This window comes from Streptomyces sp. NPDC058246, assembly GCF_042881985.1.
Classification (GTDB): Bacteria; Actinomycetota; Actinomycetes; order Streptomycetales; family Streptomycetaceae; genus Streptomyces.
The window spans coordinates 114782-134360 of sequence record NZ_JBHVWZ010000003.1 but is presented as its reverse complement, the minus strand read 5'-3'; the positions used below and the strand labels follow the sequence as shown (position 1 = coordinate 134360).

Genomic DNA, 19579 nt, shown 5'->3' with positions numbered 1-19579 from the left:
CGCTCCTGGGACGCCCGGGGCCTGCGCGGCGTTCATTCCCGACCGAGGGCCGCGGCCCGCGCTCGCGGGTGCGGCACTCGCGGAGGTGATCGCTGAGAGCGAACGGATCCCTGGGAACAATCCGAGCCCCGCAAGCATTGAGTCGGCATAGCTCAACTTGACTGCCGAAGGGGAGATCATGGCTTCGACGTCCACACCGCTCACCCTGCCCGTGCTGCCACTCGACGACGAGGTCGTGCTGCCCGGGATGGTGGTTCCGCTGGACCTGAACGACACCGATGTACGCGCCGCGGTGGAGGCCGCCCAGGCCGCCGCCCGTTCGACGCCGGGCAAGCCGCAGGTCTTGCTGGTGCCACGCATCGACGGGACGTACGCGGGCACCGGTGTGCTCGGCACCGTCGAGCAGGTCGGCCGGCTGGCCGACGGCGACCCGGGCGCGCTGATCCGCGGGCGTGGGCGCGTGAAGGTCGGCGCGGGGACCACCGGTCCCGGTGCCGCACTGTGGGTCGAGGGCACCCGGGTCGACGAGACCCTGCCCGACCCGCTGCCCGGTCGAGTCGCCGACCTTATGAAGGAATACAAGGCCCTGGCCACCAGCTGGCTGCGCAAGCGCGGCGCCTGGCAGGTCGTGGACCGCGTACAGCAGATTGATGACGTTTCCGCCCTTGCCGACAATTCCGGTTACTCACCGTTCCTTTCCATCGAACAGAAGGTGGAGCTGCTGGAGACCGCAGACCCGGTCGCCCGGCTGAAGCTCGCCACCGAGCTGCTCCGCGAGCACCTCGCCGAGCAGGATGTCGCCGAGTCCATCGCCAAGGACGTCCAGGAAGGCGTCGACAAGCAGCAGCGCGAGTTCCTGCTGCGGCGCCAGCTGGAGGCCGTGCGCAAGGAACTGCGCGAGCTGAACGGCGAGTCCTCGGACGCGGAGGAGTCCGACGACTACCGGGCCCGTGTCGAGGCCGCGGACCTCCCCGAGAAGGTCCGCGAGGCCGCGCTCAAGGAGGTCGAGAAGCTGGAGCGGTCCAGTGACCAGTCGCCCGAGGGCAGCTGGATCCGGACCTGGCTCGACACCGTCCTGGAGCTGCCGTGGAACGAGCGGACCGAGGACGAGTACGACATCCGCGGCGCCCAGGCGATCCTCGACGCCGAGCACGCCGGTCTTGAAGACGTGAAGGAGCGGATCACCGAGTACCTCGCGGTGCGCAAGCGGCGCTCCGAGCGCGGGCTCGGTGTGGTCGGCGGGCGGCGCGGCGGTGCCGTGCTCGCGCTGGTCGGTCCGCCCGGTGTCGGCAAGACCTCGCTCGGTGAGTCCGTCGCGCACGCCATGGGCCGCAAGTTCGTCCGCGTCGCCCTCGGCGGCGTGCGGGACGAGGCCGAGATCCGGGGCCACCGGCGTACGTACGTCGGCGCGCTGCCCGGCCGGATCGTCCGCGCCATCAAGGAGGCCGGGTCCATGAACCCGGTGGTCCTGCTCGACGAGATCGACAAGGTGGGCTCCGACTTCCGGGGCGACCCGGCCGCGGCCCTGCTCGAAGTCCTCGACCCGGCGCAGAACCACACCTTCCGCGACCACTACCTGGAGGTCGAACTCGACCTCAGCGACGTCGTGTTCCTCGCGACGGCGAACGTCCTGGAAGCCATCCCGGAGGCCCTGCTCGACCGTATGGAGCTGGTCCGCCTCGACGGCTACACCGAGGACGAGAAGGTCGTCATCGCGCGTGACCACCTGCTCCCGCGCCAGCTGGAGCGGGCCGGTCTGCAGCCCGACGAGGTCACGCTGGACGAGAGCGCGCTGCGCAAGCTCGCCGGCGAGTACACCCGGGAAGCCGGCGTCCGCAACCTGGAGCGGGCCGTCGCGCGGCTGCTCCGCAAGGTCGCGGCCCAGCACGAACTGGGCCGGCAGGAGCTGCCGTTCACGGTGGGCGAGGCTGACCTGCGCGGGCTCATCGGCCGGCCGCACCATGTGCCCGAGTCCGCCCAGGACCCGGCCGAGCGCCGTACGGCGGTGCCCGGTGTCGCCACCGGCCTCGCGGTCACCGGCGCGGGCGGCGACGTCCTCTACGTGGAGGCGTCGCTGGCCGACCCGGAGACGGGCGCGGCGGGCCTGACCCTGACGGGTCAGCTGGGCGACGTCATGAAGGAGTCGGCGCAGATCGCGCTGAGCTTCCTGCGGTCGCACGGCGCGGAGCTCGAACTGCCGGTCGGCGACCTGAAGGACCGGGGTGTGCACATCCACTTCCCGGCGGGCGCGGTCCCCAAGGACGGCCCGAGCGCGGGCGTCACGATGACGACGGCGCTGGCCTCGCTGCTGTCCGGCCGGCTGGTCCGCACGGACGTGGCGATGACCGGTGAGGTCTCGCTGACCGGTCGTGTCCTGCCCATCGGCGGGGTGAAGCAGAAGCTGCTCGCCGCGCACCGGGCGGGTGTCGCGACGGTCATCATCCCGAAGCGGAACGAGGCCGACCTGGACGACGTCCCGGCCGAGGTCCTGGAGAAGCTCGACGTCCACGCCGTCACGGACGTCCGCCAGGTCCTGGAGCTGGCGCTGTCGCCGGCGACGAACGGCGCGACGCCGGAGGTTCCGGTGGCGGCGTGACGGACGCCTACCGGAAGAAGCGAAGGCCTGGGTCCCGTGAGGGAGGCCCGGGCCTTCGCCGTATCCGTGTGTCCGGGTGTCCGGGTGTCCGTTTCGTACCCGGTCAGTCGTCGGCCGTAGGGAACGGGCCTGTCAGCCGTTGGCGAGTGCCTGCACCCGGTCCAGGGCGCCGTTGAACTTGTCGTGGTCGCCGACCGTCGGTCCGGACGACGTGTACTGCCACATGGTGTAGTAGCCCCAGCCGGCCGGCAGGGTGCCTGGGTCGGAGGCGTACCGCGCGATCCACAGCGGGTTGGCGGCCGCGAAGCCGCCGTAGTTACCGGTGCAGTCGCTCCACCAGCTGGTCGCCGTGTAGATCACGGCATCGCGGCCGGTGCGCGCCTTGTACTGGTTGAGGAAGCTGCTGATCCAGCTGACCATCGCGCTCTGCGTCTTGCCGTAACAGGCCGCGCCGTACGGGTTCCACTCGATGTCGAGCGCGCCCGGCAGCGTCTTGCCGTCCTTCGACCAGCCGCCGCCGTGGTCCACGAAGTAGTTCGCCTGGGTGGCGCCGGTCGTCGTGTCGGGCGTCGCGAAGTGGTACGCGCCGCGGATCATGCCGACGTTGTATGAGCCGTTGTACTGCTGGGCGAAGTAGGGATTCATGTAGTACGTCCCCTCGGTCGCCTTGGTGTAGGCCCACCTGACTCCGCTGCTCCACAGCGTCGACCAGGCGACATTGCCCTGATAGCCGGAGACGTCCACGCCTTCGGTCTGCGTGGCGTCACCGCTGGAGGGGGTGCCGTCCTGGCCGTCGTGGGCGATGACACCCATGCCCATGCGGGCGGAGCCGCGAGCGGGGGTGTCGGCAGCCGAGGAGGGGAGGGTGGACAGGAGCGAGAAGGCGGCGAGCAGGATTCCTACCGCTAGCGGGCGCAGGCGGTGGGCCGTTCCGGATCTGTGCACGGGCATTGCGTGCCTCCGACGGGGTCGGCGGGCTCGGCGGAGCGCTGTGGGGCTCGGTGGGGCTCCGGCGGGCTCGATGGGGCTCGGTGGGGGGAATACGCGGGCATGCGCGCCGTGGTGGGGGGTGGTCAGGTCCTCGTCGACCTTCGTCGGCGTGCGCATGCCAGTAATTGCCTGGTAAAGAAGCTACGCACGTAGACGACGGCGTGGGAAGAGGGGTCGGAGGCTGCCGTTGGTCTACGCCTGCGAAATACTGGCGGAGCTGCGGTAATGGCGATTTTTGGCGGAAACTTTCAGGATCGGGAAACCGAGTCAGGGGTGCTGACGTGCACGAGGACGGAAACGGCGGGGGGCGTCCGGTCGGATCCGACGCGTCGGGACGTGGTGTGGACCGGCCCGCCGCGCACGGCCCGGGGGACCGGGAGTTCCTTTCCCTGGAACGCGAGTTGACCGTGTTCCTGCGTCGCGCCCGCGCCAACCAGGGCGAGATGGCCCGCGAGGTCCATCCGGACCTGGAGTCCGCCGCGTACGGCCTCCTCGTACGCCTGGAGGAGTACGGCCGTCAGCGTGCCACGGAGCTCGCCGCCTACATCGGCGTCGGGAAGGCCACGATGTCCCGCCAGCTGCGCGCCCTGGAGGAGTTGGGCCTGGTGGCCCGCGAACCCGACCCGGCCGACGGGCGCGCCTGGCTCGTCCACCTCACCGACGAGGGCCGCAGCCGTGTCACCCGGGTGCGCGAGGCACGTCGTGCCCGCTATGTGCGGCAACTCGCCCACTGGGACCCGGACGAGGTCGCGGAACTGGCCCGGCTGCTGCACGAGCTGAACCGCGGCATGGAGAAGTAGCCGCACACGCCGCGGGTGCAGCCCCGTACGCCGCCCATGCGTAGCTGCGCACGCCGCATCGGCCGCACCCGCCGGCCGGGTGTGGCCGCGCCCGCCGCATTGCCGCATGTGTAGCCGCGCCCGCCGCATGCGTGGCCGCGCACGCCGCGTGTGTGGCCGCACGCCCATCGGCCGCGTGGGTCGCACATCCCGCGCACCAAGTCCCCGGTCCCGGTACACCCGGTTCGGCGGCCCCGGCCGGAGCCCTCACACCTCCACGTACACGACCGTCGCGTCGTCGTGCGTCTTGCTGCGCCGCAGATGCAGCCGCTCCTTTGCGTCCGCGCGCTCCAGGGCCCGTACGCGGGCGACGAGGGCCTGGGGGCCCTCCTTCCGTACGAGGGTGAACAGGCCGCTCCAGTCGCCCTCCTGGAACTTCTCCACCCAGCGGGTGGCGCCGTCCGTGAGGGCGGCGAGGGCGCGGACCTCGACGCGCGGCAGTATGCCCGTCACCGCCCGGGAGGCCACCGAGGGATCCGCGGCCGCCGTGAAGAAGCCGCCCTCCTTGTTGCGGACGGTCGCGTCGACGACGGCGTCCGTGGCGAGGGCGGAGCGGGGGAGGCGGGAGAGGCGGTCGTCCAGGAGGGCCGTCACCTCGCCCGTGGGGTACTCCACCAGCAGGACCGAGTCCGAGAGGACCAGGTACTCGACCTCGGCCGCGGACCACCTCGCGAGGACCACGGTTGCCTGGGGTGTGCGCGGGTGAGAAAGGTCACAGGTGTCGGCGTGGGTGTCCGCGGTGCGCGCGATCGCGTGGGAAAGGATCTCCGTCAGCGTCAGATCCCGGCGGGAAAGGGACAGTTCGGTCAGGGCTCCGCCGAGGTGTGCGGAGAACCAGGCGACGGAGTGCAGGCAGCCGTAGTCGCCCCGAGGGGGTGTCACGCCGTCCAGGACGACGAGTGAACCCCCTTGTCCTGAGGCGGGAAGGCCGACCGATGCGAAGTCCTCATTGGGGCGGTCCGGGTCGCCGGGCTCCGAGACGAGTTCAGTGCGCATCCCGCCAGTCTGCACGAGCCCTTCACAAGGTCCACGAAAGGCTGGCATCGGTCGCCGAAGTAGTGCGGACCAGCAGCTCAGGCGCCGGGTTTGGCATGGAATGATCGGCTCCGGTGAAGCGTGGCGGCGAATACTGCCAAAGCGCGTCGCCGACGTCCAACCGGCCCACCGCACAGGGCCGTCGCACGAGCCGGCGGAACTTGCCCGCCAACTCCCGTCCGGGGTTCACTCCTTCGGGTGGCGGGCCAGACGATGCGGGACCACTGCCCACCGGCACTGGGAGGGTCGGGAGCCGATAGGGGGGTCCCCCTGGTGGAGCGAAGTCGAAAGCTTGAGGGACGGTCGACGCCCCGTTGACGGGACGTCACCCGGGCCCATGGGTACACGAGTCAGAATGCGAGCACCGGTGCAGAAGACGAGGCCGAGGCGCACAGGCAAGCAGACGGCCTCCACCACGGGAGGTCCCATCGGCGACGCCACCGGTTCCGCGGGCAGGGGCCGCCCCACCCACGTACGCAACCGGCTGATCGTCGCCGTCGCGGTCGTCGCGGCCGCCATCGCCGGCGCCGGCACCCCGACGGTGCTGGCCGCCTCGGAACAGCTGAACGACTCCCAGAACCTGGTGACGCTCGCGGAGCGGACCCAGCAGGCGCTGACCCTCGCGCACTCACTGGCCGACGAGCGGGACGAGGTCACCGCGTACATCGCCGCGGGACGTCCCAAGGCCAAGGCGCCCGCCGAGCAGCGCAGCGCCCGCGTCGACCGGGAGGCCGAGGAGCTGCGGGCGGACGAGGACGCCCCCGCCTCGCTGCTGAAGGATCTCGACTCCATCGCCTCCCTGCGCAGAGCCGCGCTCACCGGAAAGAGCACCGCTCTCGAAACGCACCAGGCGTACTCCGCCGCCATCACCGAACTCCACGCCCTCGCCGAGGACCTGGCCGACCGGCTGCCGCCCCGCGCGGGCTCCGGCGCACACGCCCTCGCCGAGCTGGACTCCGCGGTCCAGCAGTCCGCCGCCGCCCGCGGCCTGCTGCTCGCCGCCCTCGCCATCCCGCGCACCACCCAGACCACCATCAACCCGGTCACCGGTCTGCCGACGACCAGCAGCACCTCGTCGAACGCCGACACCAAGCAGCGGGACGCGCTCACCGCCGCCGCCCAGCAGGCCCGGCTCCGCTCGGACGCGGCGCTCGCCGACTTCCGCGAGAGCGCGCCCAAGGCCGCCGTGGACTCGTACGACTCCACGGTCACCGGACCCGAGGCCGGCAGCGCCGACAAGTACCTCGCGAGCCTCACCGACCAGCCGACGCTCTCCGACAGTGAACTCGGCACCAGCACCAAGAAGCTCGACGCCGCCCTGTCGGCCCGGGTCGAGCTGATGCGCGGCGCCGAGGCCTCCCTCAACGACCACCGCACCAAGGATCTCGAACAGCTGCGGGACGACGACGTCACCGCGCTGGAGATCCGGATCGCCCTCATCGGCGCGCTGCTCCTCGTCGCGGTCGGCGTCTCCATGGGCATGGCCCGGGGCCTCACCCGCCCGCTGGCTGTGCTGCGGATCGGATCGGCCCGGCTCGCCGCCGACCCGGGCGCCGAGGAACCGGTCAGGTTCACCGGCCGTAACGACGAGTTCGCCCAGGTCGTCCGCTCCGTCAACGCACTGCACGCGCACGCCGCCGCGCTCCACGAGCGGCTCGCCACCCTCGAAGGCGACCGCAAGCACCTCATCGGGCAGCGCCGGCTGATGGCCGACGAGCGCGACCGGCTGCGCACCGAACTCGCCGACGCCAGCGCCCATTTGGAGCAGGTGCGCGGCAGTATCCACAGCACCTTCGTGAACCTGGCGCTGCGCACGCTCGGCCTCGTCGAGCGCCAACTCGGCGTCATCGAGGGCCTGGAGGAGCGCGAGCAGGACCCCGACCGGCTCGCCACGCTCTTCAAGCTCGACCACTTCGCGACCGTCATGCGGCGTCACAGCGAGAACCTGCTGGTCCTCGCGGGCGCCGAACACGTCCAGCACCACGCCGGTCCCGTCCCGCTCGTCGACGTCGTACGGGCCGCGGTCAGCGAGATCGAGCGGTACGAGCGGGTCCGCATCGCCGCGCTGCCGCCGCACGCGCACCTCGCCGGGTTCGCCGCCGACGACATCTCGCACCTGGTCGCCGAACTCCTGGAGAACGCTTCCTCGTTCTCGCCGCCCGATCTCCCCATCGAGGTCTCCGGCTGGCTCCTGGAGAACGGCGAGGTGATGCTCTCCGTGCAGGACGAGGGCATCGGCATGACCGACGAGCGGATGAAGCAGCTCAACTCCCGCCTCTCGGGCTTCGACCCCGAGGATCACGCGGACCTGGAGAGCGGCGAGGGTCTCGGGCTCGGCCTCTACGTGGTGGCCCGGCTCGCACACCGGCACGGAGTACGGGTGCAGCTGCGCGAGCAGAAGCAGGGCGGTGTCGCCGCCGTGGTCGTCCTCCCGAAGACGCTGCTCGCCGCCGCGCCCGCGGCCACGGTCCCGACGGCCACCCGGCATGTCGGCGGCGCGTCCTCGGTGACGCTGGCCGGCGCGGACGCCGAGGCCAACTCCAATGTTCTGCGTGGCCGTTCGGCCCTCAGGGCGGCGGAGCCCGCGGCGGACGCGGATCCGCTGATCGCGGCGGCTGAGGAGGCGGTACGGGAGGCTTCCGGGCCTCCGACGGAACCGGAGGCGGCAGCTCCGGCGCCCGAGGCCGAGCCCGAGCTGACGCCCGAGGCCGAGCCCGAGGCCGCGTCCACGCCCGAGGCCGAGCTGAAGCCTGGGCCCGAGCTGAAGCCCGAGGCCGAGTCGACGCCCGAGCTGGAGCGCGAGCTGACGCCCGAGGCCGAGTCCACGCGAGAGCCGGAGCTCACGCCCCGGTCCGAGTTCGCGTCCGGGTCCGAGCTCACGCCCGGGCCCGAGCTGAAGCCCGGCCCCGAGTCGGCCCCCGAGACCACCATGGAGCTCCTGCTCCCGGACCTCGCGGCCGAACCGGCCCCCTCGGACGAGACGGTTCCCGAACCCACTCAGGAAGAGACCGTTCCCGAGCCTGCTTCGGACGCGGTCCTTCCCGAGCGTGCCTCGGAGGCCGTTCCCGAGCCTGCCCCGGGGACTGTTCCCGAGCCCGCTCCGGAAGTGGTCCTTCCCGCTCAGGCCAGCACCGACCCGTACGCCATCGGCCCCGACAGCCACGAACGCGTCCCGGACGAGCGCCCCCGGCTCACCGACAAGGGCCTGCCCAAGCGGACGCCGAGGATATCCGCGCCCGCGCCGGCTCCGAAACAGCGCACGGGCGGTGTGGACGCCGACGCCCTGCGCCGCAGGCTCGGCGGATTCCACCGGGGCGCGAAGGAGGGCCGCCGCGACGTGGAGGCGGAGATCGCCGAACAGACGGCCGAGCTGGACGCGCCACAGACGCCCACCGCGCACCCGACCACCGCGCACACGGGCAACGCACAGGACGTAGAAGCATCGGGGGGCACAGTCGAGGAGGCAAGCAGTTGACCGCGCCCAGTACCTTCGGCCTGAGCAGTGAAGCCCGTAACCTGCACTGGCTGCTGACGAATCTCGTCGAGGAGGTGCCGGGCCTCCTGTCGGTCGCGGTCGTCTCCTCCGACGGCCTGCTGCTGCTCTCCTCCGACCCCGGCCGGAACGCGGAGGCACGGACGGCCCGGGAGGAGCACCCCACCGGCCCCAAGGGGTCGGCGGCCGACCTCGCCACCATCGTCTCCGGCATCGGCAGCCTCACCATCGGCGCCGCCAAGCTGATGGACGGCGGCAACGTCAAGCAGACGATGGTCGCGATGGACGAGGGCAGTCTCTTCGTCATGTCGATCAGCGACGGCTCACTGCTCGGCGTGCACGGCTCCCCGGACTGCGACATGAGCGTGGTGGCGTACCACATGGCGCTCTTCGTCGGCCGCGCCGGACATGTGCTGACCCCCGAACTCCGTAGCGAGCTACGAAAATCGCTTGAGTCCGAGTCCACGGGGAGCGCCCGATGAGCACGCCGAACACGTCTGGCACGTCGAGTGTGCCGGTCAGGCTTCCCGTCCGCGGCGGCGACCGCAAGCCCGCCCGCGTACGCCCCTACTCGCTCACCGGCGGCCGCACCCGCTTCGGGCACGTACTGCTCGTCGAGACGTTCGTGGCGGCGCTCGAAGCCCCCGAGGAGCGCAGGGAGCTGACCAACGGGTCGCTCTCCAACCGGGTCATGCCCGAGATGCGGGCCATCGTCGAACTCTGCCGCCGGATGCGTACGGTGGCCGAGGTCGCCGCCCTGCTCAGGATGCCGCTCGGCGTGGTCCGCGTCCTCCTGAGCGACCTGGCGGACCAGGGGAAGATCCGTGTGTACGGAACAGGTCACGGCCCGGGACAGCCGGACCGCGCTCTGCTGGAAAGGGTGCTGAGTGGACTCCGTCGTCTCTGACGTCATCGCCGCGCCGGACGCGGACGAAAACCTCCAGGCCTGGCAGACGGACCGCACCCGGGCCCCGATCGCGACGAAGATCGTGGTGGCCGGCGGCTTCGGCGTGGGCAAGACCACGCTGGTCACCGCGGTCTCGGAGATCACGCCCCTCCAGACGGAGGCGCTGATGACGCAGGCCAGCGAGGACACCGACGACCTCACGGGCACGCCGGAGAAGCTGACCACCACCGTGGCCATGGACTTCGGCCGCATCACGCTCGACGACGACCTGGTGCTCTACCTCTTCGGTACGCCGGGGCAGCAGCGGTTCTGGTTCATGTGGGACGACCTGGTGCGCGGCGCGATCGGCGCGGTGGTCCTCGCCGACACCCGCCGTCTGTCGGACTGCTTCCCGGCCCTCGACTACTTCGAGAGCTGCGGACTGCCGTACGTCGTCGCCGTCAACCACTTCGACGGCAGCGAGCGGTTCGAGCCCGAGGACGTGCGCGAGGCCCTCACGGTGCCCACGCACATACCTGTCATGATCATGGACGCCAGGCGCCGGATCTCGGTTGTCGAGACCCTGCTCGCGCTGGTGGGGCACGCGCTCGACGTGAGCCCCGAATAAGACGTACGCAGAGTTAGGACGCGCATGCGGAAGATACTCGTCGTGGGAGCCGGCCAGTCCGGACTCCAGCTCGCCCTCGGACTCCAGTCGCACGGGTACGAGGTCACCCTGATGTCGAACCGGACGGCGGACGAGATCCGTACCGGCCGTGTCATGTCGACGCAGTGCATGTTCGACACGGCCCTCCAGCACGAGCGCGATCTCCAGCTGAACTTCTGGGAGTCCCAGGCCCCGAAGATCGAAGGACTCGGCGTCTCGGTCGCCGCCCCCGGCTCCTTCGACCCGGGCCCCTCGCAGCGCGCGATCGACTGGGTGGGCAAGCTCGGGGGGTACGCGCAGTCGGTCGACCAGCGGGTGAAGATGGCCGGCTGGATGGAGACGTTCGCGCAGCGCGGCGGCCAACTGGTCATCCACGGCGCCGCGGTCTCCGACCTCGACTACTTCTCCCGTACGTACGACCTGGTACTGGTGTCGGCGGGCAAGGGCGAGCTGGTCTCCATGTTCGGCCGCGACGCCTCCCGCTCCCCGTACAGCGAGCCGCAGCGCGCCCTCGCGGTCGCGTATGTGCACGGCCTCGGTCCCCGCCCCGAGCACCCGGAGTACGACGCGGTCCGCTGCAACCTGGTACCGGGTGTCGGCGAGCTGTTCATCATGCCGACCCTGACCACCTCGGGCCGCGCGGACATCCTGTTCTGGGAGGGCATACCCGGCGGCCCGCTCGACGTCTTCAACGGCGTCAAGGACCCGGACGAACACCTCTCCCTGACCCTGGAACTCATGGAGCGGTTCACGCCGTGGGAGTACGCGCGGGCCACGAAGGTCGAACTGACCGACGCGCAGGGCACCTTGTCGGGGCGGTACGCCCCCACCGTCCGCAACCCGATCGGCCGTCTCCCCGGCGGCGGCCTGGTCCTCGGCGTCGCCGACGTGGTCGTGGCGAACGACCCGATCACCGGGCAGGGCTCCAACTCGGCCGCCAAGTGCGCGGCCGCCTACCTCGCCGCCATCCTCGAACAGGGCGACAAGCCCTTCGACGAGGAGTGGATGCAGGCCACGTTCGACCGGTACTGGGAGACGGCGCAGCACGTCACCAAGTGGACCAACGCGATGCTCGGCGCTCCGCCGGAGCACGTTCTCAACCTGATCGGGGCCGCGGGGCAGCTCCCCTCGGTGGCGGACCGGTTCGCCAACGGCTTCAACGACCCGGCCGACTTCGAGAACTTCTTCTTCGAGCCCGAGAAGACGGAGGCGTACCTGGCTTCGGTGGCCGGAGCGTAACGCGACCGCCGGCGATCCGACCCGTCGTCGCCGCTGTCGCTGTCGCCGTCGCCGTTGCCGTCGCCGAAGAGCGACGAGGCGGCCGTCTCCGCTGTCCAGTGGGGGCGGCCGCCTCGGCACGTCGGCTCCGTCCCGGAGCCGGCGCGCCCCGCCCTGCTCAGGCGGCGCAGGTGATGGTCACCTTGACGTGCTTCATGAGCGCCTGGTCGCTCTGGACGCTGTAGTCGCCAATCGCGCACAGGACGTTCATCTCCGGCATGTAGCCGGCCGCGCAGCCGCGCGGGATGTCGTAGGGAACGGCGAGGAAGCCGTCGAGGGAGTTTCGTCGCACACTGGAAGTGACGGGACCACCCCGGGTGCGAGCGAGGCGCTCGGCGACAGACCGGCAGGCGTACGTCGCCGTCGCGACAGGCAGGAGGCAGGCTTCGTGATCGAGTCGCAGTGCGTGATCGCCCCGCCGGCCAGGACCGCCGTCTTCCTCGTGGGCACGATCGACCCCGGCGGCGAGGCCACCGTCCGTGACCTGCTCGAAGACGTGGCGGGTCTGCTGCGATCGGTGGGCTACCGGGCCCCTTACGCCGAGCTCAGCTGCGTCGTCGGCGTCGGCTCCCACGCCTGGGACCGGCTGTTCGCCGGTCCGCGCCCTCGTGACCTGCATCCCTTCGTGCCGTTGGAAGGCGCCGGCCACAGGGCTCCGTCGACGCCAGGGGATGTCCTCTTCCATCTGCGCGCCCACGAGATGGACCTCTGCTTCGAACTGGCCCGGGTGATCGCCGAGCGGCTTGCCGGAGCGGTCACCATGGTCGACGAAGTGCATGGCTTCAAGTACTTCGACGAGCGCGACCTGCTGGGTTTCGTCGATGGCAGCGAGAACCCCGGACAACAGGTGGCCGTCGACGCGGTGTTCGTCGGCGCAGAGGACGAGCCCTTCAAGGGCGGTAGCTACGTGATCGTCCAGAAGTACCTCCACGATCTCGCGGCCTGGAACGCGCTGACCACACAGCAGCAGGAGAACGCCATCGGCCGGAGCAAGCTGGCGAACATCGAAATGCCCGACGACGTCAAGCCCCCGGATTCTCATGTCGCCCTCAACGTCATCACGGACAAGGACGGCAACGAGCAGAAGATCGTGCGGGAGAACATGCCGTTCGGCACGATCGGCAAAAGGGAGTTCGGCACCTATTTCATCGGCTACGCGCGCACGCCCGCGGTCACCGAACGGATGCTGCGCAACATGTTCCTCGGCGACCGTCCCGGGATCCACGACCGGATCCTCGACTTCTCGACGGCAGTCACCGGCTCCCTTTTCCATGTCCCGTCCGTGAACTTCCTCAACGACCTTCCCCCGTCACCGTCCGGCTAGCCCGCAGCCGGGAGTATTCAAGAGCGAGGCGGTCAGCTGCTGACGATTCCGGTCACCAGGTTGATCGTGGTGGCCAGGAAGCTGGTGCTGAAGACATAGGACAGCAGGCAGTGCCGGAGCACCACCGTACGGATGCGTGCGCTTGAGACGCTGGTGTCGGAGACTTGGTAGGTCATGCCGAGGTTGTAGCTGAAGTAGAGGAAGTCGGCGTACGCGGGCGGGCGTGCGGAGTTGAAGTCGATGCCGCCGGCCGGCTTGGCGTAAAAAAGGTAGGCGTAGCGGGTGGAGTACATCAGGTGCAGTGATGCCCAGCCCATGAACACGCCCGCGAGCGCTGTCGCGGCCGCCGCGTGACCCTCCGCGGATTTCCCGCGAAGCAGCAGGACGACAATGCTGAGCAGCGCGAACACCGCGGCCGTGACGACGATGATTTCCTCGGTGAGGGGGCGGAAGTCCTCGCGCTGGGCATTGCGGTGAGTGGCGGTCGCGTCCATGGGCCACAACACCTTCAGACCCGCCACGACAAAGACCGTCTCGGCGGCGGCGATCCCCGCGAGAACACCCAGCGGGACATCGGAAAGGAAGCCCACGGCCACGCCCACCGCCACTCCGAAGACCGCCGCACCGGCAAGCCGAGGCACGGCGGACAACGGCATCCAGGTCTTCATGGGCGATAACAGTACAATTGGACGTTGAATTTGCGGCCGGAGTGGTCCGGGTGTCGCCGAAGAAAGCGACAGGCGGATCGCACCCACGCGGAGGATCCGCTCGATGCCCCCGGCCCGCGCGCCTAAAGGGGCGCTCCCTCGGGGAGCTTCGGCGGTGTGTAGCTTCGCAGCGGCTTCTCTCCGGGATCCGGTCGCACCGCGCCCAGCAGCGGGTTCGCGGCGATGGGGGAGACCTTGATCTTCGTTCCCGGTCTCGGGGCCTGGACCACCATTCCGTCGCCCAGATACAGGGCGACATGGGTGGCCTCGGGGAAGTAGATCACCAGGTCGCCGGGGCGGAGCTTGCTCAGGGGGATGCGAGGGAGCTGGGCCCACTGTTCCTGGCTGGTGCGGGGGATCGGCTGTCCGGCGCGCTGCCAGGCCTGTGAGGTGAGGCCCGAGCAGTCGTACGACTTCGGGCCCTCCGCGCCCCACTGGTACGGCTTCCCGATCTGCCCGACGGCGTACCGCAGTGCCTCCTCGCCCTCCCGCGAGGGCGGCCGCTCGCTGCTGAGCGCGCCCGAGGCCATGAACTGCTGCTGCGCCTTCGCCGCCCCCGACTTCTCGAACCGGTCCAGTTCGGCGAGCTGGTCGACGGTCAGCGAGGCGAGCAACTCCTCGACATCCGCGAGCCGCTTGCGTACGTCGTCGCGCTGCTTCTTCTGCTGTGCGGCGAGGGCGAGTTGACCGTCGAGTGCGCTGCGGGCCGCCCGGGCGAGCGAGTCGGTCCTCCGCTCGGTCCCGGCCACCCGTTCCACGGTCTCGGCGCGCTCCTGCGACAGCTGCCCGATCACGTGCCCTTCGTCGAGGGCGTGCTGTGGATCACGGGCGAGGAGCACGCGTACGTACGAGGAGATCTCGCCGCTGTTCTGGTACTGCTGCCGGGCGAGCCGCCCCGCGGCGCCGCGGCTGTCGCGCAGGGAGAGGCGGGCCTGGGTGAGGCGGGCGTCGAGCCGGGCGACGTCGGCGCGCTGCTTCTCGAGCTTCTCGGCGGTCGCGTTGTACTTCTCGGTGGCGCTCTCGGCGTCCCGGTACAGCTTCTGAAGATCCGTCAGCAACGCGGCGACGGACCGCTGTCCGGGGTCGCCGACGGCCGCCGCGCCACCCGCACCGGCCGCCGCACCGGTTGTCGGGCCCGGATCCGGGACGGCTGCCGCGGGCGACGGCGCGAGCAGCGCCCCGGCCGCCACCGCCGCCGTACAGACCAGACGCAGAAGGCTTCCTGACACGTCATCACCTCCGGTGTCGGGGTGGTCCGTCCACCTCGCACCGGCAGGATCGGGCGGGCGCACGCCGAGCGCGCGCCGACTGACCGGTTCGGCCCAAGAAGGTCACTCGTCGGGGCGGGAGTCCGGCGTGGCGTCGCGTGGGGCGTCGGTCTTGGACCAGGGCCACTTCAGGCCGCTGTCCGGCTTCCCCTCGGGGTCGTACTCGTACTTCCACCCCTGGTGCAGCCCGAGCCTCCCCCACGCTCGGCTTCGCTCGCGCGGGGGGACCCCCATGCTGCGGCTCGCCTGAACGCGCCGGTAGACGAGGACGGTGGGCGGACCGCCCTCAGGGTCGGGCAGCGGGATCCGGTACGTCTTCGGCGGATGCCCGGTGAGCCCGAGCAGGACGGGCAGCACGCGTCCGTCCAGGGGGCCGCCGACAAAGGGGGTGTCTTCGCTCTTCACCGGACCAGTGTCACAGCAGGTGCGCCGCGTCCCCGACAACGGGCAGCACACGGCGGACCAGGGTCCCCACGATGCCGTCCGGCGTCTCCAGCGCGAGCGCGGCCCGCACCACCGCCGCGGCCCGCGGATCCCGTCCCGCGCTCGCCACGAGCGCCGCCACGAACTGCTCGACGAGCCAGTCCCGCAGCTCCTCCAGCGGCGGTTCCTTGTCCTCGTCCAGCCAGATCAGCGAAGCGGCCTCGACGGCGGTGATCCACATCCGTACGGTCATCCGCAGCCGGGGCCCGGGATCGTCGACCGCCAGATGATCGAGAATGTGCTCGGCGGCGGCCCGCCGCACCCCGTCCACTATGGCCGTCGTCCGGGACGTCTCGACGACGCTCCCGCCCTGCAGCAGGGCGCTGAAGCCGGCGTCGTGCTGGTCGACGAAGGCGAGGTACCGGTCGAGGGCGCGGGACAGCCGCTGGGTGAGTGGGCCCTCGGGGGGCTCCGCGAAGCAGTGCTCCAGCTCCTGCGCCGCGGACCGCAGGGCAGCCTCGTACAGCTGCTGCTTGCCGCCCGGGAAGTACCGGTACACCAGCGGCCGCGACACCCCCGCCGCCTCCGCCACGTCGTCCAGCGAGACCTCCTCGGGCATACGGTGCGCGAAGAGTGACAGCGCCGCTTCGAGCAGCTGACTGCGCCGCTCCTCGACGCTGAGCCGGCGGTAGGCGGGGGTGGGAGCGGCGGAGGTCATGTGGGCAGCGTAGCCGGGCTGGTGTTTCAGCCCGTCCGGCGTTCGAGGAGGAGGCCGTCCGGGCCGAAAGCGGGCGGTCCGGGGGGCGAGAAACCCCACCCCGCCCGGCCCCACCCCACCCCGCCCGGAACGTCAGGCCAGCAACCCCGACGCCTTCCACAGCCGCCGTCCGGCCCCCCGCAGCACCCCGATCTCGTCGAGGAAGTCGGTCAACCGCTTCGCCCCGGTCTGCATGACCTCCCGCCGATGCCCACTCGCCTTGGCCTGCGCCAGTGCCTCTCGCTTGTCGAGCCCGACGTTCGTGTAGACCTCGGGGTTGACGAACGCGACGGAGAAGACGCGCGCGAACTCGCCCGACGTGATCCGGGTGAACTCCTGGGACCAGCGCGGTGCCGTCACCATCTGCCGCCGCAGCTCCTCCCGCGCGTACCGCACATGCCGGGCCTCCTCCACCACGTGGATGCGGGTGACTCCCCGGATGAGGGTCTGCACCCGCTCGTCCGGGAACGTCAGCCGCTGCATCCAGTCGAGGATCTCCTCGCCGAGCAGCGTGGCCGTGAAGGAGCCCGGGGTGGTCGAGATGGTCTTGAAGAGCCGGCCGAGATTCAGGTGCACCCGGCTCACCGGGTAATACGGCGTGTCACCCTTCGAGATCAGCCGGGCGAACATCTTCGAGTGCCGGCACTCGTCCTCGATCTCGGTCAGCGCGTACCGCACATGCGCGCTGGTCGCCGCCTTGTCGTAGATGTGCCGCACCAGCAGCTGCATCAGGATGATCTCGAACCAGATGCCCAGCGACGCGAGCGCCGCGGCCTCGTGCTGCGACAGCGCGATCCGCTGTTCCTCGCCCATCCGGCGCCACAGCGGGGTGTCGTAGAGCGACACCAGCTCCGGCGGCCAGAACCACTTGCCCTCCTCGAAGGGCGCCTCCCAGTCCAGCTCCTTGTCCGGATCGAAGGAGTGCCTGGCGGAAGAGTCGAGCAGCCGCTCGGCCACCTGCTCCCGGTCCTTGAGCAGACCGAGCGCGTCGCGGAGCACATCCGCTTCCGTCACCGTCGTCATGGCTGTTCCCACCTCGTCGTACGGGATTACTCCAGGGGTTACCGGCGGTCACCACTTATGAGACTGCTTGTCAGCAAGCCCGTCAATCCCCTGCGTCCGACTTGTTGACGACGCGTCTACCCCGTGTGAGCCTGCGAGGTATGCCGACGCATGAGCTGTACGCCATGGATTCCGGAGACCCCCACTGGCAGGTGCCGGCCTCGGGGGCGGCACGCTTCAGCTGGGAGTACGACGACGGTCGTGACCGGCTGCTCGCCCTGTACCAGAAGGGCAAGGACAAGCAGTGGGACGGCCAGAAGCGCATCGACTGGGGCCTCGAAGTGGACCCGTACGACGCGCTCGGCACCCCCGACGAGGCGATGACCCTCTACGGGACGCCGTACTGGGCGAAGATGACCGACCGGGACAAGGGGGAACTGCGCAAGCACTACGCCTCCTGGCAGTTCAGCCAGTTCCTGCACGGCGAGCAGGGCGCCATGATCTGCGCGGCGCGCATCGTCGAATCGGTCCCCGACCTCGACGCGAAGTTCTACTCGGCCACCCAGACGATGGACGAGGCCCGGCACGCGGAGATCTACGGGCGCTTCCTGCACGAGAAGATCGGCATGCTCTACCCGATCAACGACAACCTCCAGTCCCTCCTCGGCGACACCCTCCGCGACTCGCGCTGGGACATGCCGTACCTGGGCATGCAGGTCCTGATCGAGGGCCTGGCCCTGGCGGCCTTCGGCATGATCAGGGACACCACCGACAAGCCGCTCCCGAAACAGATCCTGGCGTATGTGATGCAGGACGAGGCGCGGCACGTCGCTTTCGGCCGCATGGCCCTGCGTGACTACTACAAGCAGCTCTCCGACGCCGAACTCCGCGAACGCGAGGAATTCGTCATCGAGGGCTGTTACTTGATGCGGGACCGGCTGCGCGGCGTCGAGGTGCTGGAGAACTTCGGCATCCCGAAGGCGGAGGCCGAGGAATTCAGCGAACAGTCCGAATTCCTCTCCCTCTTCCGCCAGTTGCTCTTCAGCCGCATCGTCCCCTGCGTCAAGGACATCGGCCTCTGGGGCAAACGCCTCCAGCAGGCCTACGTCGACATGGGCGTCTTCGACATGGGCAATTCCAACCTCGACCTCCTGATGGCCCAGGACGAGGAGATCGCGGAACAGCTCGACGCGGAGCGGTTCGCGACGGAGGAACAGGAGCGGGTCGCCGAGGTGCGGGACGCGATCGAGAAGGGCGCCACGGAGGGGTCCTGAGCTCGCCGAGAAGGGCGCCACGGAGGGGTCCTGAGGCTCGCAGAGGCGGGCGCCGCGGAGGGGGCCTGGGGCTCGCAGAGGCGGGCGCCGCGGAGGGGGCCTGGGGCTCGCAGAGGCGGGCGCCGCAGAGAGGTCCTGGGGCTCGCCGAGGCGGGCGCCGCGGAGGAGCCGTGAGGCTCACCCCTGGGCAGTAGCGTGCTGGCGTGTCCATGCCTTCACTGCGTCCGAGTCCGTACGGACGTCCCGTCGCGGCCCAGGTCACTGCCCACCCGGAGGGCATCGCCGGCGCGGTCGCCGTGGCCGTGGCGGCCGCGCTCTCCGCCCGGCGGGAGCCGACCCTGGACGCGGTGGCGGCACTGACCCCGGACAGCGCGGTACGCGAGGGACCCGTACGCGCCGCCGACGTGCCCTTCACCACCGCGCCTCGGAAGGCGTGCCGCAGGAGTGGCTGAGGCGCCGCGAGGCCGTGCCCGGAAGCGCGGCCTGGAACCTAGACCGGGCACCCCAGATCCTCGGCCGCGTGCGCGCCGGACCCGGCGACCGGCCCGGCGACCGGCAGCCCACCCTGCGCAGGGAACGACGTCCGCAGGGTGAAGGCGTACGGCGTCGGCCCGTTCGCCCGCAGGTGCAGGAGCCGTCCCTCCGCCTCCGCCACTGACGGCCGGTGCCCTGCCGGGACCCACCACAGCACCGTCATCGCCTCCTCCAGGCGTTCGAACCACTCGCGCCGGCGGGCCAGCAGCTCCCGGTGGCGCCCCTGGTACATGAAGGCCGTCAGTGCGTTCGTGTCGCGCCAGGTGGACATGTTGACGATCAGCCAGTCGTCGCCGAAGACCGGGACGTCGGTCGCGTTGCCGGAGTCGCTCTGGAGGCGCCAGACGAATCCGTCGGCCGCGTCCGCGACGGCGTTCACGGGGTCGAGGGCCTCGACGAAGTCCTTCAGCCGAGGGGAGTCCAACGGGGCTTTGAGACGGGCGATGTTGACCTGGGCGAGTTCGTACGCGGCTACGGGCTGAGTCATGACCGAACGATAGGTCGGC

The 19579-nt window shown here is 70.6% G+C and carries 18 protein-coding genes and 1 pseudogene; 10 read left to right on the top strand and 9 right to left on the bottom strand.

Translation table 11 applies throughout. The annotated features are described in order from the left end of the window. The first annotated feature begins 178 nt into the window (after positions 1–178). Positions 179–2596 (top strand): endopeptidase La, encoded by a 2418-nt coding sequence (gene lon / locus ACFVXA_RS05585; RefSeq protein ID WP_383902129.1) that lies wholly within the window; start codon positions 179–181, stop codon positions 2594–2596. Between the two features lie 132 nt (positions 2597–2728). Here lon and ACFVXA_RS05580 read toward each other — a convergent pair whose 3' ends face one another. Then, on the bottom strand, positions 2729–3547 hold the full coding sequence (locus tag ACFVXA_RS05580; RefSeq protein WP_390023912.1) for a lysozyme: 819 nt from the start codon (positions 3545–3547) through the stop codon (positions 2729–2731). Positions 3548–3867: 320 nt separating this feature from the next. On the opposite strand from ACFVXA_RS05580, the gene ACFVXA_RS05575 reads away from it, so the two are divergent. After that, entirely contained in the window at positions 3868–4386 is a 519-nt protein-coding gene (locus ACFVXA_RS05575; protein WP_362024402.1) for a MarR family transcriptional regulator, read from the top strand. Positions 4387–4632: 246 nt separating this feature from the next. Here the strand turns inward: ACFVXA_RS05575 and ACFVXA_RS05570 are convergent, their stop codons facing one another. Then, positions 4633–5421 (bottom strand): protein phosphatase 2C domain-containing protein, encoded by a 789-nt coding sequence (locus ACFVXA_RS05570; protein WP_383737699.1) that lies wholly within the window; start codon positions 5419–5421, stop codon positions 4633–4635. 394 nt (positions 5422–5815) lie between these two features. Between ACFVXA_RS05570 and ACFVXA_RS05565 the strand changes: the two genes are divergently transcribed. From ACFVXA_RS05565 to ACFVXA_RS05545, 5 genes are read left to right on the top strand one after another with little or no spacing between them, the layout of a single operon-like run. Beyond that, positions 5816–8935 carry a nitrate- and nitrite sensing domain-containing protein gene (locus ACFVXA_RS05565; RefSeq protein WP_390023910.1) on the top strand — a complete coding sequence of 1040 codons (3120 nt, stop codon included), beginning with the start codon at positions 5816–5818 and terminating at the stop codon, positions 8933–8935. After that, positions 8932–9435: a roadblock/LC7 domain-containing protein gene (locus ACFVXA_RS05560; RefSeq protein ID WP_390023908.1), complete on the top strand. Its 504-nt coding sequence runs from the start codon at positions 8932–8934 to the stop codon at positions 9433–9435. The genes ACFVXA_RS05565 and ACFVXA_RS05560 overlap by 4 nt, the downstream gene beginning before the upstream one ends. Then, the gene (locus tag ACFVXA_RS05555) at positions 9432–9860 is read left to right on the top strand and encodes a DUF742 domain-containing protein (RefSeq protein WP_362024390.1); all 429 of its coding nucleotides are present in this window, start codon (positions 9432–9434) and stop codon (positions 9858–9860) included. Before ACFVXA_RS05560 ends, ACFVXA_RS05555 begins: the two co-directional genes overlap by 4 nt. Then, positions 9841–10467, top strand: a complete 627-nt coding sequence (locus ACFVXA_RS05550; protein WP_362024388.1) for an ATP/GTP-binding protein — start codon at positions 9841–9843, stop codon at positions 10465–10467. The genes ACFVXA_RS05555 and ACFVXA_RS05550 overlap by 20 nt, the downstream gene beginning before the upstream one ends. A gap of 24 nt (positions 10468–10491) precedes the next feature. Next, the gene (locus ACFVXA_RS05545; protein WP_362024385.1) at positions 10492–11745 is read left to right on the top strand and encodes a styrene monooxygenase/indole monooxygenase family protein; all 1254 of its coding nucleotides are present in this window, start codon (positions 10492–10494) and stop codon (positions 11743–11745) included. A 157-nt stretch (positions 11746–11902) separates the two neighbouring features. Here the strand turns inward: ACFVXA_RS05545 and ACFVXA_RS05540 are convergent, their stop codons facing one another. Further along, positions 11903–12076 carry a hypothetical protein gene (locus tag ACFVXA_RS05540; RefSeq protein ID WP_383737832.1) on the bottom strand — a complete coding sequence of 58 codons (174 nt, stop codon included), beginning with the start codon at positions 12074–12076 and terminating at the stop codon, positions 11903–11905. Between the two features lie 96 nt (positions 12077–12172). Here ACFVXA_RS05540 and ACFVXA_RS05535 point away from each other — a divergent pair, with 96 nt between their 5' ends. Next, complete coding sequence (locus tag ACFVXA_RS05535) at positions 12173–13108, top strand: Dyp-type peroxidase (protein ID WP_383902138.1); 936 nt, start codon at positions 12173–12175, stop codon at positions 13106–13108. A 32-nt stretch (positions 13109–13140) separates the two neighbouring features. Here the strand turns inward: ACFVXA_RS05535 and ACFVXA_RS05530 are convergent, their stop codons facing one another. The 5 genes from ACFVXA_RS05530 to ACFVXA_RS05510 form a co-directional block, all read right to left on the bottom strand. Then, complete coding sequence (locus ACFVXA_RS05530; RefSeq protein ID WP_383737712.1) at positions 13141–13776, bottom strand: DUF1345 domain-containing protein; 636 nt, start codon at positions 13774–13776, stop codon at positions 13141–13143. 122 nt (positions 13777–13898) lie between these two features. Next, positions 13899–15044: an NlpC/P60 family protein gene (locus tag ACFVXA_RS05525; protein WP_389512478.1), complete on the bottom strand. Its 1146-nt coding sequence runs from the start codon at positions 15042–15044 to the stop codon at positions 13899–13901. Positions 15045–15146: 102 nt separating this feature from the next. Then, positions 15147–15488, bottom strand: a complete 342-nt coding sequence (locus ACFVXA_RS05520; RefSeq protein WP_362024373.1) for a hypothetical protein — start codon at positions 15486–15488, stop codon at positions 15147–15149. A gap of 10 nt (positions 15489–15498) precedes the next feature. Beyond that, a complete protein-coding gene (locus ACFVXA_RS05515) occupies positions 15499–16224 on the bottom strand; it encodes a TetR/AcrR family transcriptional regulator (protein WP_362024370.1) in 726 nt (241 codons plus the stop codon). Positions 16225–16356: 132 nt separating this feature from the next. Beyond that, a complete protein-coding gene (locus ACFVXA_RS05510) occupies positions 16357–17286 on the bottom strand; it encodes a diiron oxygenase (RefSeq protein WP_383737721.1) in 930 nt (309 codons plus the stop codon). 140 nt (positions 17287–17426) lie between these two features. Between ACFVXA_RS05510 and ACFVXA_RS05505 the strand changes: the two genes are divergently transcribed. Then, entirely contained in the window at positions 17427–18539 is a 1113-nt protein-coding gene (locus ACFVXA_RS05505) for a ferritin-like domain-containing protein (RefSeq protein WP_362024365.1), read from the top strand. Positions 18540–18784: 245 nt separating this feature from the next. Then, positions 18785–18973 (top strand): annotated as a pseudogene (locus tag ACFVXA_RS05500) (ADP-ribosylglycohydrolase family protein); the annotation flags it as partial. A gap of 56 nt (positions 18974–19029) precedes the next feature. Here the strand turns inward: ACFVXA_RS05500 and ACFVXA_RS05495 are convergent. Beyond that, positions 19030–19560, bottom strand: coding sequence for a DUF3291 domain-containing protein (locus ACFVXA_RS05495; RefSeq protein ID WP_389745090.1), 531 nt, complete (start codon positions 19558–19560; stop codon positions 19030–19032). Positions 19561–19579 lie beyond the last annotated feature (19 nt).

What these genes read in the sequence shown, in the direction of transcription:
- ACFVXA_RS05570 (WP_383737699.1), bottom strand. Translation starts at nt 5,421, where the DNA reads ATGCGCACTGAACTCGTCTCGGAGCCCGGCGACCCGGACCGCCCCAAT.
- ACFVXA_RS05505 (WP_362024365.1), top strand. Translation starts at nt 17,427, where the DNA reads ATGCCGACGCATGAGCTGTACGCCATGGATTCCGGAGACCCCCACTGG.
- ACFVXA_RS05530 (WP_383737712.1), bottom strand. Translation starts at nt 13,776, where the DNA reads ATGAAGACCTGGATGCCGTTGTCCGCCGTGCCTCGGCTTGCCGGTGCG.
- ACFVXA_RS05555 (WP_362024390.1), top strand. Translation starts at nt 9,432, where the DNA reads ATGAGCACGCCGAACACGTCTGGCACGTCGAGTGTGCCGGTCAGGCTT.
- ACFVXA_RS05510 (WP_383737721.1), bottom strand. Translation starts at nt 17,286, where the DNA reads ATGACGACGGTGACGGAAGCGGATGTGCTCCGCGACGCGCTCGGTCTG.
- lon (WP_383902129.1), top strand. Translation starts at nt 179, where the DNA reads ATGGCTTCGACGTCCACACCGCTCACCCTGCCCGTGCTGCCACTCGAC.
- ACFVXA_RS05515 (WP_362024370.1), bottom strand. Translation starts at nt 16,224, where the DNA reads ATGACCTCCGCCGCTCCCACCCCCGCCTACCGCCGGCTCAGCGTCGAG.
- ACFVXA_RS05580 (WP_390023912.1), bottom strand. Translation starts at nt 3,547, where the DNA reads ATGCCCGTGCACAGATCCGGAACGGCCCACCGCCTGCGCCCGCTAGCG.
- ACFVXA_RS05565 (WP_390023910.1), top strand. Translation starts at nt 5,816, where the DNA reads ATGCGAGCACCGGTGCAGAAGACGAGGCCGAGGCGCACAGGCAAGCAG.
- ACFVXA_RS05545 (WP_362024385.1), top strand. Translation starts at nt 10,492, where the DNA reads ATGCGGAAGATACTCGTCGTGGGAGCCGGCCAGTCCGGACTCCAGCTC.
- ACFVXA_RS05495 (WP_389745090.1), bottom strand. Translation starts at nt 19,560, where the DNA reads ATGACTCAGCCCGTAGCCGCGTACGAACTCGCCCAGGTCAACATCGCC.